General features: G+C 53.4%; 9 protein-coding genes. 6 read left to right on the top strand and 3 right to left on the bottom strand.

All coding sequences use genetic code 11. The features are described 5' to 3' along the window. Positions 1–419: 419 nt before the first annotated feature. Entirely contained in the window at positions 420–1,421 is a 1,002-nt protein-coding gene (locus tag LOC67_RS22260) for a Gfo/Idh/MocA family protein (RefSeq protein WP_230265017.1), read from the bottom strand. A 428-nt stretch (positions 1,422–1,849) separates the two neighbouring features. On the opposite strand from LOC67_RS22260, the gene LOC67_RS22255 reads away from it, so the two are divergent. From LOC67_RS22255 to LOC67_RS27665, 5 genes are all read left to right on the top strand, one after another. After that, positions 1,850–3,010 (top strand): PQQ-binding-like beta-propeller repeat protein, encoded by a 1,161-nt coding sequence (locus LOC67_RS22255; protein WP_230265016.1) that lies wholly within the window; start codon positions 1,850–1,852, stop codon positions 3,008–3,010. 159 nt (positions 3,011–3,169) lie between these two features. Then, on the top strand, positions 3,170–3,781 hold the full coding sequence (locus LOC67_RS22250; protein ID WP_230265015.1) for a metallophosphoesterase: 612 nt from the start codon (positions 3,170–3,172) through the stop codon (positions 3,779–3,781). A gap of 101 nt (positions 3,782–3,882) precedes the next feature. Further along, on the top strand, positions 3,883–5,241 hold the full coding sequence (locus tag LOC67_RS22245) for a Gfo/Idh/MocA family protein (RefSeq protein ID WP_230265014.1): 1,359 nt from the start codon (positions 3,883–3,885) through the stop codon (positions 5,239–5,241). A gap of 1,080 nt (positions 5,242–6,321) precedes the next feature. Then, positions 6,322–6,735, top strand: a complete 414-nt coding sequence (locus LOC67_RS22240) for a hypothetical protein (RefSeq protein ID WP_230265013.1) — start codon at positions 6,322–6,324, stop codon at positions 6,733–6,735. Between the two features lie 116 nt (positions 6,736–6,851). Then, positions 6,852–7,304 (top strand): transposase, encoded by a 453-nt coding sequence (locus LOC67_RS27665; RefSeq protein ID WP_315861077.1) that lies wholly within the window; start codon positions 6,852–6,854, stop codon positions 7,302–7,304. 261 nt (positions 7,305–7,565) lie between these two features. Here the strand turns inward: LOC67_RS27665 and LOC67_RS22230 are convergent, their stop codons facing one another. After that, on the bottom strand, positions 7,566–10,115 hold the full coding sequence (locus LOC67_RS22230; RefSeq protein ID WP_230265012.1) for a DEAD/DEAH box helicase: 2,550 nt from the start codon (positions 10,113–10,115) through the stop codon (positions 7,566–7,568). 100 nt (positions 10,116–10,215) lie between these two features. Between LOC67_RS22230 and LOC67_RS22225 the strand changes: the two genes are divergently transcribed. After that, a complete protein-coding gene (locus LOC67_RS22225) occupies positions 10,216–12,351 on the top strand; it encodes a hypothetical protein (protein WP_230265011.1) in 2,136 nt (711 codons plus the stop codon). A 78-nt stretch (positions 12,352–12,429) separates the two neighbouring features. Here the strand turns inward: LOC67_RS22225 and LOC67_RS22220 are convergent, their stop codons facing one another. Continuing rightward, positions 12,430–14,532: a TonB-dependent receptor gene (locus LOC67_RS22220; protein ID WP_230265010.1), complete on the bottom strand. Its 2,103-nt coding sequence runs from the start codon at positions 14,530–14,532 to the stop codon at positions 12,430–12,432. Between the last annotated feature and the right edge of the window lie 128 nt (positions 14,533–14,660).

Raw genomic sequence — 14,660 nt, 5'->3', positions numbered from 1 at the left:
AAGTCTCCAACCCCGCGAATCGATTTGCCGCTGAAGAACAAATCGGGCAACTGTCTGATAATCGATCAGCCTGCCATCCTCTCGTTTTGGTAGGAAACCGAACACTTCAAGAGATTCATCCGATGTTTCGGTCAATCAACTTCGACACGACTTCAATGCTCGTCGTCGGGCTTGGCTCTGGGCTGTTGCTGGGAATTCAGTGGCACAGTTGGGTCAGTTCAAGTCCTATAACGCGATACGAACTTATCACTGCGAATGTCGTTTTGCTGCTGGGCCTTTCGATGGTGAATCCACCGTTCTCACGCAAAGCACCACGCGATCCTGGATCTTCAGATAGCTTGGAAACAGGTTCTCAACGATAACGTTGCTACCGGCATGACCTTGATTCCGTTTCACTAGCGAATTGTCCCCTGAATCGGCTATTCATTCTGCCATTCGCAAATCTGAATCGCATCGGCAGCTAACTTGCCGTCCAGCAGCGGAGACACTTCGCCCGTATCAACTGCTTTTGCGGCCGCGTCGATTTCTTTGACAAAGCTGTCGATCTGATCTCCACCGCCTAGCTCAGGACGTTCGACCGTACCGTCTTGGTGCAAGATGACCAACGGAATGACTGCTGTGGTGTCGTCGGCGTATGCGGCGAATTCGAACTGGATCGTCGCCTTTTCGAATGAGACTTCATAGCCGTGGGTGAAGCCGCGTGCGGGAGAATCGATCACGCCGCCGCCCGCCGATACAGGATAGCCCTCGGGAAAGCGAAATACCGTTTCATAAAGCTTCGCGACGTCGTCCTTTCGCAGGCAAGCGGTTTCGACCGATTCAGGCATCCCGAACAAGACTCGAATCAGATGCGCATCATGAACATGCAGGTCGATCAGTGGACCGCCGACCGAATCGAGCTGGTAAAAGTCGGGAATCCAATCGGGAGGTGAAATCGTACGTTTAAACCTTCCTGCAATGGGCTTGCCAAATCTTCCATCGGCCTTTGCGTCGACCAGTAATCCAAACTCTGGCATGAATGGCAACACATGCGCGACCAGAACGTCTCCGGGATTGCCGAGACTAGCCAAGCGATTTGCATCCGTAGCTGATAACGAGAGCGGCTTTTCACAAAGCACCTTTTTTCCCGCGGCAATCGACTTTTCGATAGCGTCAGCGTGCAAGGCCGGCGGCAGACAAATATCAATCAAATCGATCGTATCATCGTTCAACATCTGATCGAGCGATTCATAGACATTCATTCCGGAAACATCGATCTGCTCACCGGGGGGGCCAAAGTTACCTTGAATATTTCGCCAATCACCAGAGCGTTTCGCAGCGTCACGACTGCAAAATGCAACGAGCTCTGCCTGCTGGCTTCGCTGATAGGCAAGATAGTGAATCCAACCCATGAAACCGACGCCGACAATTCCTGCACGCATCTGTAACTTCGCCAAGTAAGTGAAAACGGACCAACTGGCCGACAATGTAACATGTGCGTAAGCTCCCGCGTACAGCACGCGCTGCTGAACTCACTGCTGAATGCACTTCTGAGCTCGCTGCTGACGCGCGGGCTCAATGCGCTGCTGAACGATCACCCCGCCCGCGACGGCAATAAGCAAACTGCTTCGCGGTCTCGAAAAATGGACGTGTTCGCGTCATACTCAGGGAGTCTTAATTGCATTGCCAATGCTGGACGATACCGATTCATCACTGACCTTGAATCAAGGCTAATTATAACGTGCTCAACCACTTTCGATTTTCTTTCTGCCTGATCGCTTCGCTGGCGATCGCCTGTTGCCACACGGCGTCCCCAAAAACTGTCCACGCACAAGATGCGTCCATCTGGCCGCAGTGGCGTGGCGAAGAAATGAACAACCACGCCGCCGACAATGTCAATGTGCCGAGGCAATGGAATTTAGAAACAGGCGAGAACATCGCTTGGAAAACTAAAATCCCTGGACGTGGACATTCCACACCAATTGTGACCCCTGCAGGTATCTTCCTAACAACTGCAGATGATGCAGATGGCACACAGTCGGTTATCAAAGTCGACGCGCAATCCGGACAGCTACTCGACCGATTCGTTTTACATCGGGGAACGCTTCCCGATCGTATCCACCCAAACAACTCACTCGCCTCGCCAACGATGGCCTACGACGGGCAACGCTTGTTCGCTTCGTTTCACACTGACGACGCGATCGTCGTCACCGCACTGCATCCCGACGGTCGCAAGATCTGGCAGAAAAAGGTTTGTGATTTCAAACCGGCGTTATTCCAGTTCGGATACGGAGCCAGCCCAATCTTGTTTGACGAGCTGGTCATCATTGCTGCCGAGTACGACGGCCAGGACAGCGGCATCTACGCACTCGATCGTGAAACGGGCAAGCAAGTTTGGAAAGTCCCTCGCCCAGAAAACTTAAATTTCGCATCCGTCGCGATTACAGAAATCGCGGGCCAAACACAGATGATGATTGCCGGTGCCGACACGTTATCTAGTTATGATCCACGTGACGGGCGTCTGATGTGGAGCGCATCGACAACCACCGAAGCGATCTGTGGTACCGTCGTTTGGGACGGGCGCCGAGTCTTGGTCAGCGGTGGCAATCCCGTTTCGGGGACATGGTGCGTGTCAGCAGACGGCAAGGCACAGCAACTTTGGAGCAATCGTGTTAAGTGCTACGAGCAATCGCTGCTGGCGATCAATAACTACGTGTTCGCGATTGCCGATAATGGAGTGGGCTATTGCTGGCGAACACAGGACGGCAAAGAGATGTGGAAGCGACGCCTATTCGGCGGTGGCATCAGCGCCTCACCTCTGCTGGCTGACGGTAACTTGGTCGTTGCAACCGAACGTGGCGAAGTATTCGTGATCTCTGCGATTCCAGACCGATTTGACATGATCGCCGAAATCAAAACCGGCGACTCGATCTTTGCATCACCCGTTGCGATTGGCAATCGTCTCTATCTTCGCACCGGTGTGAACGAAGGCGGCCGACGGCAAGAATACCTTGTCGCAATTGGCAAATAGAACGATCTGATAAGCCACAAACCTACAAATGCATGGTTTCGATATCATCACTGCTCCACATCACCAGTGACCCGAAACATCACTGTCCCGCAACATCACCGCCCCGCCGAAAGAATCTGAACGGCGCAAGACGGTTTCGCTGAGAGAGATTGTGTACCTATGAAGTTTCTTTGTTTTAGTGATTTGCATCGCAATACCGACGCCGCCAAACACTTGGTTGAACTTTCCGAAGAAGTCGACATCGTCATCGGGGCAGGCGACTTTGCAAACCGACACGCCGGCTTGACCGATACGCTTTCGATTTTGAAGGATATCGAAAAGCCTTCCGTGTTGGTTCCCGGCAACGGTGAAACTTACAAAGAACTGCGTGATGCGGCGGCAATTTGGTCATCGGCAACGGTGCTGCACGGCACCGGGTGCGAATGTTTGGGCGTCCCATTTTGGGGTGTGGGAGGCGGCATACCGGTCACCCCGTTTGGATCATGGTCGTATGACTTCGATGAGGAAAAAGCAAGCGAACTGCTTGCCGATTGTCCTCAGTCTGGAGTGCTCGTTGTTCACTCGCCACCGATCAATACCGTTGATGCCGACAGCACCGAACGTGTTCGTGGAAGCCAATCGATCCGCGACTGTGTCGAATCCAAACAGCCGAAATTGGTCGTCTGTGGACATATCCACGATGATTGGGAAAAGCGTGCGGAGATCGGCCCCAGCCAAATTTTGAATGCCGGACCACGTGGCGTCGTCATGGATATCGCTTTTGATCAGTAGTCCGACGTTGGACCGGCAGCGTTAACGACCTGTCGAGATTAGGTTGACTCATCACAATTCCCCATCCACTCGTCACTTCATTTAACCAATAGGTTTTCATCATGGACCGTCGAAAGTTTTTAGCCGGAACCGCGATGGCTGCGACCGCGGCATCGATCGCCAACCAAGCCTATGCGGCCGAACGCAGTCAACCACGGCGAGTCGGTTTGATTGGCTGTGGTTGGTACGGCAAATGTGACCTTCTACAGCTTTTGAATGTGGAACCGGTGGAGGTTGTTTCGCTTTGCGATGTCGATTCGAAACTTCTCGATGAATGTGCAGACCTTATCGCCAGTCGTCAAAAGTCTAAAAAGCGACCACGGACGTATGCTTCGTACACGGACATGCTGGCAGAAAAGGACCTCGACATTGTTCTTGTCGATACGCCCGACCACTGGCACGCGTTACCGATGATTGCGGCAGTTAACGCCGGTGCTGACGTCTGGGTCCAGAAACCAACGGGGTGTGATGTCCTGGAAAGCAAAGCCATGCTTGATGCGGCACGTAAAACCGGCCGCGTGGTTCAAGTTGGTACCCAGCGTCGCAGCACACCACACTTGCTTGAAGCGAAACAAAAGGTTGTCGACGCGGGACTGCTAGGCAACGTTTCTTATGCCGACATCTGCTGCTATTACCACATGCGAGCCCGCCAGAATCCGCCAGACACCGCGCCGCCAGCAAACTTGGATTACGAAGCTTGGACCGGCCCCGCACCGATGCGTCCCTACAACGAACTGGTGCACCCTCGCGGTTGGCGAGCGTTCATGGAGTACGGCAACGGGATTGTTGGCGACATGTGCGTTCACATGCTGGACATGGTCCGATGGCAACTGGGACTAGGCTGGCCAAAACGGATCAGCAGCAACGGCGGCATCTATGTCGATAAGGAATCCAAAGCAAACATTACCGACACGCAAACGGCCCGCTATGAATTTGACGAGATGGACGTCAACTGGATTCACCGCAGCTGGGGTCACGCCCCGGATCCGGAGTGGCCGTGGGCGGGAATCATCTACGGCGACAAAGGCACCTTGAAATTGGATGTCAATAAATATGAATACACACCACATGGTCGCGGGGAAAAGCTAACCGGGAAGACGGTGATCGAGTTGGACAAATTCCCAACCGACAAAACCGATCAACGTGATTGGAGTCTTGAACTTCATGTTGCCTCGGCAATTCGTGGACACATGAAAGACTTTTTGCAAGCGATCGACAATCGATCAAAGCCCGTCGCGGATATTGAACAGGGTCACATTTCGAGTGCCTCTTGCATCCTGGCAAACGTTTCGCAGAGCTTGCAAGGCCGCACCCTGGAATTTGATCCGGAAACCCACACCGTCGTGGGTGATGACGAAGCGACAGAAAAGCTAAAGCGTCCCTATCGAAAGCCCTACGTGCATCCGTCCGAAGCGTCATAGCGACTTCCGAACCGTCGTCACGTTAATCGATTCGATTGACGTGACGTGTACGTACATAGCAAAGGTGTCAGGTACGAATGGCACTGCCGCACCGCGAAGTAACACTTTTATGCCTCTTCCCGTTGATGCTTTTTCAACCGTCGCTAACGCGATGCGGCTCAGTTTGGATTGATTTCTGAGCCGAAAAGGCGCTAGCCTCGGTTGTGCGAGTAGCAGCCTGTCGGTGTTCCGGTTGATGCTTTATTAACCGTCGCCAATACAATGCGGCTCAGTTTGGATTGGTTACTGAGCCGAAAAGGCGCTAGCCTCGGTTGAGTGAGTAGCAACCTGTCGGTGTTCCCGTTGATACTTTTTCAACCGTCGCTAGCGCGATGCGGCTCAGTTTGAATTGGTTACTGAGCCGAAAAGGCGCTAGCCTCGGTTGAGTGAGTAGCAACCTGTCGGTGTTCCCGTTGATACTTTTTCAACCGTCGCTAACGCGATGCGGCTCAGTTTGAATTGGTTACTGAGCCGAAAAGGCGCTAGCCTCGGTTGAGCGAGTAGCAGCCTGTCGGTGTTCCCGTTGATGCTTTTGCAACCGTCGCTAACGCGATGCGGCTCAATTTGGATTGGTTACTGAACCAAAAAGGCGCTAGCCTCGGTTGAGTGAGTAGCAACCTGTCGGTGTTTCCGTTGATGCTTTATTAACCGTCGCTAGCGCGATGCGGCTCAGTTTGGATTGATTTCTGAGCCGAAAAGGCGCTAGCCTCGGTTGAGTGAGTAGCAGCCTGGAGCATAGCAAAGGTGCGGTTGAATGGGTGGTTTTCAAGGGGGGCGACTCTGCGGTCCACTACTGGATCTGTGAGGTGGCCTGGTTTTTGGGGGCCATTCAATTGGAGTTGTAAACTCATCCGACAAAATCGAGTTCGAATCAGAGCTAGTAAAGATCAAGTCCGTAAAGGGGGCACCGAACTACCCTGATTACGATGATCCCCTTGAATAGACCTATAGTATGCGGAATCTAGTGGAGCTGAGTGAACAATGGGAAAGACCTATCGTTTTTCGTTACTGTCATTGTTTCTTTGTGTTGGAATATGCGCGATGCTTCTGCTTGTCGCATCAAGAATGAACTGGAATCCAAAGAGCTTCTGGCACGACCATTGGTCAGTCGCTCGCAAGAATGCTGTTTCAAGTGGAGGCTCAATCGGGCTAAAGGAAGGAGATGGACAAGCCTGCTTCGCGTACCTTAGCCGATCAGGTGGTAATCAGCCTTACGATATCTCGCGTGACCGACCAGAGGTTTCAAGCAGTGGAGTTTGCATAGCTGGTGAACGCTTGGAATGGCCTCAAGATCCAACGCACCTGGTACTGCTACTCATCGACGAAAGAAAAATCGTCAGGCAATGCACAATTCGAAATGCAGCAATCAAGCAGTATTTCACAAAGAATAAACCGATGCCGTTGACTTTAGCAGATGAACTTTGGAGCGATTTCTTGCCATTGAAGTCTGACTGATTAACGCACCGGATGATGGAAACTGCGCACAAAAGGGGTCAGGCCTCTTTTGTGGTCAAAACGGCTGTGCCAGTCTGCGTTTTTGATGCTGACGCGATTTCGTAGGGTCCCGGACAATGCCTCGAGCTCCCCGTGCCGATGAAGCTGGTGGTCTCTACCATGTTCTCAACCGTGGCAATCTCCGAGCCGAGATCTTCCACAAGGATGAAGACTACGCTGCGTTTGAGCGGATCCTCGGCGAGGCCCTGGAGATCCATCAAGTTGAATTGTTTGCCTATCAACTGATGCCCAATCACTATCACTTGGTGATCCGACCGTTGTTCGACGGTGAGATGAGCCGCTTCATGGGCTGGGTCGGCGGTACGCATACGATGCGGTACCACTCGCACTACCACACCGGTGGAACGGGCCACGTTTACCAACAACGCTACAAGAGTTTTCCGATTCAGGATGATGTTCACTTTCACGTAGTGTGCCGCTGCGTCGAACGCAATGCGCTACGAGCGGGCCTGGTCGACGGTGCCGAGCTATGGCGTTGGGGATCGCTTTGGAGATGGCACAACAAATAGGACTCGGAGCCCAAACGGCTATCACCTTGGCCGCTTGCACGACCGTCGAAATGGGTTGCCCGAGTGAATCAGGCTTTGTCGGAAAAGGAATAAGAAGCGGTGCGCCGGTGTGCTCAGCGAGGTGCCCCGATGGGTGACTAAGGCTGGGGCGAATCGATCGCACGACGGATGAACCTAGAGTCGACGATGCGTCCCAGGAGCCGACCTAGAATCCGCAAGCCACCCCAGGACGCAAAGAAAGAGGCCTGACCCCTTTGCGATTCATCGGCGTCCACTGGCGACCAAGTCATCGTCGCCGTTGTCCTCGGCCAGGATTTCATTCGTCGTCTGTGGGTCGGCTTTTTGACATGCGATCGTCAGCTTGTCTGCCAAGTCATCCATCCAGTCTTCCCAGGTCTCGACCGTTGTCGATTCGGGCGGCACATTTGCCATCTCGTCTAGAAACAGAATCATCCGCAAGCAGTGTCGCAGCAGGATGCCCTCTTCCTTTTGCAATTTCTTCGTGGTGATGTATTTGTTGAAATCCAAGTCATAGTTCAACAATTCACCGACAATCCAAACTGGACGAATCCGAACGTTGTCGATTCGCGGAAAGTCATTTTGAAACAAGCGATGAACTTTCTCGCCAATCGTTAATGGCCAGACTTTGGGTTCGTCAAACATCACACGGCCAAAGCCACGATCGCGGATTTCTTCGTCATCCTCGCCGGAACTGGCACCAAGCTCTTCTGCTGTCGCGATACCACGCGTTAGCAATTCGGCATCCAAGTATTCGGTTGCCAATTTGCCCGGCGGCATGTCTTCAAGTTTTGGCATCCGTGTGTATCGTGCAACCGTGCCGGGAACCTCCAGAACGCTTTCCAAGGTTGCAATCCGTTCATTGTCATCCGCACTGGCAATCAAATCCGCCATGTAAACGCCGTAAATCGGATTGATACTTCTCAGATGAACCAATCGATCCAGTTTCTCAGTCGGCTTGGCTTCGACTGGTTGATAGTTTTCCAGATCGTACGATTTAACACTCACCTGTTCTTTCGAACCATCGGATTCGTCGGTTTCGACCTGTTCCGCGTTTTCCGAAGCAGGAGACTCCGCAGCCGGTTCATCGCTACGCATCTGGTCTAGCAAGTCACCAAACAAACCGCCCGTGGGCTCGGGCTGCAGCTCGTCTTGCTTTTTGGAATCCGCCTGCGTTTTTTTTGAGACGCCAGGCTTCGTATTCGATTCACCTTTGACTTCAGGTAGCGGAGACGGAACGACGTATCCGGCTTGCCAAAGCGTGACGAGCATTTGATTGAGCCCGCGCTGAGCCTCTTCGGTCTTCTTCGGCGTCATCAGCCGTCGACCGACCAAGTCACGCAGCGGTTGTATCGAAGGCGATTTGCCCAGCATGTACGCGAGTAATCGCCATGGCAGATGCCCTCGACTGACTAGATCCGCTGATTTAGCTTGTTGCAACGAGACAAACTGTTGCTCAGTCCAATAAGTTTCCCCGGCACGCCGTTTGGGCATTTTCTTTTTCAGCTGCTTCTTGGCCTTCAGCAACCCGGGATCTTTGGTGTCTTCGGGAATCGAGTCGAACTTTTCACGCCATTTGTGAAGCTTGACATCGTCTTCATGAGCCAACGCATAGACATAGCCTCGATCGTCATATTGTGGGCGACCGGCTCGGCCAAAGATCTGCTGCGCCGATGCGGTGTCGACCAACCGTTTTTTGTCTTTGGGACCTTTCATCAGGCTAGGCAGCACGACGCTGCGGGCTGGCAAATTGATCCCAGCGGCTAACGTTTCGGTACAGACGCACATCGCCAACAACTTTCGTTCGAATAACTCTTCGACCATACGGCGATAGCGTGGCATCACCCCGGCATGGTGAACCCCGACGCCGCGCATCAAGATCTGCTTTAACTTTGGTCCCGCACCTGTCGATAGATCCGCGGAATTTAGATAGTCGGCAAGTTCACTTTGTCGACTTTTATCGATCAGGCTTTTGCCTTTTAACATCTCCGCGACGGTCCAGCACTGCGAACGGCTGAAGCAAAACACCAACGACGGGGTCCGACGTTCGACGTCATCACCGCGAGCGATCCGTTCGGCGAAGTCGTTCAGAATCTCGTCTTCAACCCATTCGTATTGAAGCGGTACTTTGCGTTCGTCGCCGGTCACCAGTTGCAATCGGCGATTATGTGCACGCGAAAGCCAGGATGTAAACTCATACGCGTTCCCAACCGTCGCGCTCAGCAGCATCGTTCGAACGTGAGCTGGCAATAGTGCCAACGTCAACTCCCAGACGATCCCACGCTCCGGATCGTTGAAGGAGTGAAATTCGTCCATGACAACCGAAGTGACCTCGCCAAAATCGAACACTTCGGGATTAAGCAACCGATTCAACAGGATTTCCGCGACGACCACCAAAACAGGAGCGTCACCGTTGACGCGGCGATTTCCTGTGACCAAGCCAACGCTGTCGGCGGGAAATCCCCATCGGACCGCGCTGGCCTGCAACTCGTCCATTTTCTGATCGGTCAATGCGATCAGCGGCGTCGTGTAGTACATCCGCTTGCCCGTCCGCAGCGCTTCATACACCGCCGCTTCGGCAATCATGGTTTTGCCGGTACCGGTAGGGGCACAAATCAAGACTCCTTGATCGCCAAGGCCCGGGTCGCCGGCAAAATAGGCCAGCATCGCTTCCTCTTGAACGGGATAGGGCTCGTAGGGAAGCAACGAAAAATATTCGGACGCGAGCGTATCACGATCGATTTCGGGCTGAGCAGACAGTCGCGGTTGGCCGGATTGGCTTGGATTATTCATGCCCTTGTTGTATCAAGTTCGTTCCATATTGGGATGGTGGATCGAGTACAATTGTCGGCCTGCTTCATTCGATCTTTTCCTATTCTTTCGAATCACAATCATGGCAGCTTTTCGCACAACCTGCGCCAAGATCTTGTTGAGTGGCGCGACGATCCTTTTCGCCAGCGTGCCTTTGCATTATCACGCGGACGCGCAAGAATCGGGTGGCATCCCTTCGGGCATCAGCTTGAAACCTTCTGAGGGCGAAGAAATCGAAGTCCTCTTTCTGGGCTCCTGGCTGCCGGCAACGGTGGTGGATGTCAATCGAAATCAAGTCATGGCTGACTTTGAATTCGCATCCAGTTCAAAGCGACGCACGTTTCCGATTCATGAAACGCGTTACCCTTGGCAAGCGAATGTGATTTCGCCGGTCTACAACTGGAAAGACCAGTCGGGACAGTTCTCGATCAAGGCCGCCGTGGTTGACAGTGATCGTGATGCTCAGACGGTGACTCTGTACCGACTGGATACCGATACCGAAATCACGCTGCCGATTTCGAAGCTAGCCGATGCCGACCAACGTCGACTGGAGCGGATCATTGGAAACGCTCCGCTAAAGATCATCCCGCCGCCACCGGTCGATATTTTCCAAACGGGCAGTCTGGCGATCGCGGCCGGATGGCAATCGGCAACCGACCTATCGTCGGTCTCCGCTGACCCTCCCCGCGTTCAGATGACGATCCCATCAGGAGGTGCGGTTTTTCCAAAATTAGATTTTTGGGACAACCTTTTATCGGTCTACCCCATCGGATCTTCGGCAGGCTGGATGGCAGCGGCTACCGGATCGGGTAGCGGACATGCCAAGGAAAAATTTCCAGGCCGGCTGGTTTGGGCGACGATTGCGGATGGAAAAGTCCACAAGATTCAATCGATTCCACACGGTGAAGTCTTACTTGCCGTTGATCCGGCATCTCAAAAAGTCCTTACGGTCGGATCAACCGACAATCGCGAAACCACACTCTGCGTCTGGTCAGCCAGCCCGAAAACTGACAAAGCGAAACCCATCGTTCGCTGGATCAGCCAAACAGGGCATAACATGGGCAATCCCTTCGCCGAGTTTGTCGGTCCAAACCTCGTCATTCACCGTTGGGGCGATTCCCAGTATGTCGTCTGGGATATCGAAAATCGATCGGCGGTCTATCAAGTCAAACAGGAATCATTCTTTGACGCGCCGCCGGTGATCAGTCCAGGTAAGCGTTACCTTGCCCTGCCCGAAGATAAGGGGATCCGCCTACTTTCAGCTGCGGATGGTGCGACATTGGCATCGCTGCCAATCGAAGGCGGACGTACCTCGGCAGTCGCTTTCGATGCCGCCGGTGAAAAACTTGCGGTGCTCACCAACAACCAGCTTGCAGTTTGGCACCTTGGATCGCAGCAAGAACCAGATCGCTACAACGCCAGCTCCGTCGGTTCTCCTTTCGGCCAAAAGCTTGCATGGGTAGATGAAAAAACGTTGCTTGTCGACGGTGAAACCCTGTTCGATTTAGAACGTGAGCTACCGATTTGGAGCTACAAGCCTGCGTTTGCCGAAGTCGTTAGCCGTACCGGATTCCGCGATATCACTAAGATAGCCGCGGGCCGCTTTTGCTACGGCGTGCAGTTACGTGATCGAAACTTCGAAGCTTTTGTGATCGGTGCGGTAGAATTGCCGGGTGACAGCGTCCTCGCGACAGTCGCAAACGTTGATCGCGATCGTCTTTGGACGCTCGGTCCGGGTTCCACCGTAGCGATCGAAACCAACTGCGGTGCTCACAATTCACTTGCCCGAGCAGGCTTGGAAGCCGCCGCGCGTGCTGCGGGATGGAATGTGCAATCATCGGCATCTATTGTGATCAAAGCCGAAATGGGGCGATCCAAACAACAAACGGTGACTTACGAACAAATTGGCCGTGGGGCATCGCAGACCGTCACCGTGGCGCCCTACTTTTCCAACGTCAAAATCATGGAAGGCGATACCTATCTGTGGTCCTCAGGGTCCTCCAGCGGTGGAGCACCGTCGTTTATGTGGGTGAAGCCAAACGAGTCGATTCAGAACAAGATTCGCGAGACGGAAAAGCCAGACCCTGAGTTCTTTCAACGAGTCGAGTTTCCGGGAAAGATCCTGCACCCTCGCTACAAGAATGGGTTTGGATCGTCGGTCTACGGAAAGCGTGGACTTATCGCGACTCCGCTAAGCGACCTACCAATGAAGCAGTGACGCGCCTCGGATGACTCACTCAGTCTGGTGACTTGGGATTCCAGACTGAGTGACGCCAGACATTGCGTCACTCGCCTGCTAAAATCGCCAAGTGACGCTCGCACGGGCCATCAACGGCTCGACCGAATGGAAATGCAGGTCTTCGGCAGCTGCGAGACCAAGCGGCTGAGATTCGTAGAAATACGTGATGTCATTGTCATCACTGTCGAATAGATTGAAAATATCAACCGCCATCGTCATCCTGCGTGTTTGATAACCTACCTGCATGTTTGCCAACGTCGTTGTGCTGCTTCGTGCGGAGTTATCTTCGCTCAGTGCAGCCGGTCCGTAGTGCCGCAATCGGAACGTACCGTACCAGGGCGAATCAGGCCCCTGTGCGGTAATCCCGGTCGTCACAACATTCTCCACCGCGTTCGGGATTCGGTCTCCACCGGTAAATCGCGGACGCACATGCGAGTAATCGACGTCGGCTGTCATCCAGTCGGTCAGTCGTAAAAAGTTCGTCCATGTGATGCCGCCTCGGTGGCTAGCCGGACCAGCCTCCGTCGTGCCGGCGTCGCCGACAAACAGCAACTCCGAATCGATTTCTAGATACCACAACGCGATGGTTGAATTCCAATCAGGTGTCAACCAAGTACGAGCCCCCACTTCCGCACCATCACTTTTGACCAATGGATCCGCCGGATCGGTCGAAGAATTCACACCGCGAGCATCGTTGCTGTGAAAGCTCTGCCCCCAGTTCACGTACAACTCCGAATCTGACCAAGGTCCAAGGACAATTCCCAACTTTGGACTGAGCACCGTATCGTCAACCGTTCCCGTGTCCGCGGTGTTTACATTGGCTCGATTGTGAAATCGGTAGAAGTCACCACGAAGACCGATCGTGCTACGCAGCAATGGCGTCAGGATCGCTTTGTTCTCGTAGTACAACGAGTAGCTTTGCTGATCGACACTGTCGTTTCGGACTGGGGAGACAAACTGTCGGTTTCGGGTTCGATTGAGAGCCAGCTCGTGAATGTTGTCATTTCGAAACTGAAAACCAACGGTATGGTCAACACATTCGCGATGGTAGGTCTGACTTAGATTCATCCCCGCATACCACCGTTGATCGACCTGTTCGATTTGATCTCCGTTGACGGGGTCATCCAGATAGAACGTAAAGTTCGAGAACAAGTCCATGTCATAGTAGCTGACATAGGCGTTTGCTTTTGTTGTCACGTCTCTATCGTGGCTCCAGTATTGACCGTTGATGCCGTAGCGACTCGTCTTTCCACCGTCACTCGGATCAAGAGTTCCAAACCTAGACACGATTCCTGCATCGACAGCTCGTACAGGAACTTGATTGGTCGCCGTCCATTGACTGTCATACCCAAACAGGGTCATTGATACGCCATGGTCTTGGTTGCCATGCGACCAACGCAACAAACCGTTCAGCTTGTCAAAGTCTTCCTTTACAGTCCACGGACCGTTGTAAAACGTCGTCTCGAATGCGTACAGAAGCGTTCCACCTGCGAATTCACCCGAATCAGCGATCAACGTTCGATAGTAGTCAAAGGATCCCGCGGTCGCCGATGCGATACCATTGGGTAACTCCTTCGCTATCTGAATATCGACAGCACCGGCCGAACTGAAATCGCCAATGTCCGCATAGTAAGGCCCCAGTCGATACTCAGCACTTTGCATCAGTTCTGGAATCAACCAGTTCACATCCAGGTACCCTTGGCCGTGTCCGTGTGAGGGCAGGTTCATCGGAATGCCGTCAACACGGACCGCGAAATCGGTCCCATGGTCAAGATTGATTCCACGCACAAAGTACTGGTTCGCTTTTCCAGTTCCACTGTGCTGCGTCGCGATAAATCCGGGGATCAGTTCCAGCACATCCCCTGGGCGATTGATCGGACGAGACTGCAAGTCGGTCTGTCCATAGGCCCCCGTCGATGCGGACGATGCCTGCCCCAACAGCGAGTCTTCACGGCTGATCCCGGACTCAAACTGTGTTGTTGGCTGCGAAGGAACTTGCTGTGGTGGAGTGTTTCCAAACGGAGACTCCGTTGCACCGCCTGTATTTAGTGGGCCTTCGCCGGCAGCTGCATCAGGAAGCGCCGCGGCGTTGTCTGTGTTTCCAGAAGCCTCATCAGCATTTGATCCGCGATCCGCTTCGACGACGATTTCCGGGAGCATTAATCGGCCACCTTCTTGCGCGAACGAAATCGCGCACCCGCAAATGCTAATGAAGATCGCAATCCAAAATCGCATTCTTTCCCCGTCTGGGCAAGTCTGTCTCAAGTCACCAGTCACCGTCCGCCGCC

It is taken from the genome of Stieleria sp. JC731, assembly GCF_020966635.1.
Classification (GTDB): domain Bacteria; phylum Planctomycetota; class Planctomycetia; order Pirellulales; family Pirellulaceae; genus Stieleria.
The sequence above is the reverse complement of the archived record's forward strand: the minus strand, read 5'-3'. Positions and strand labels throughout refer to the sequence as shown.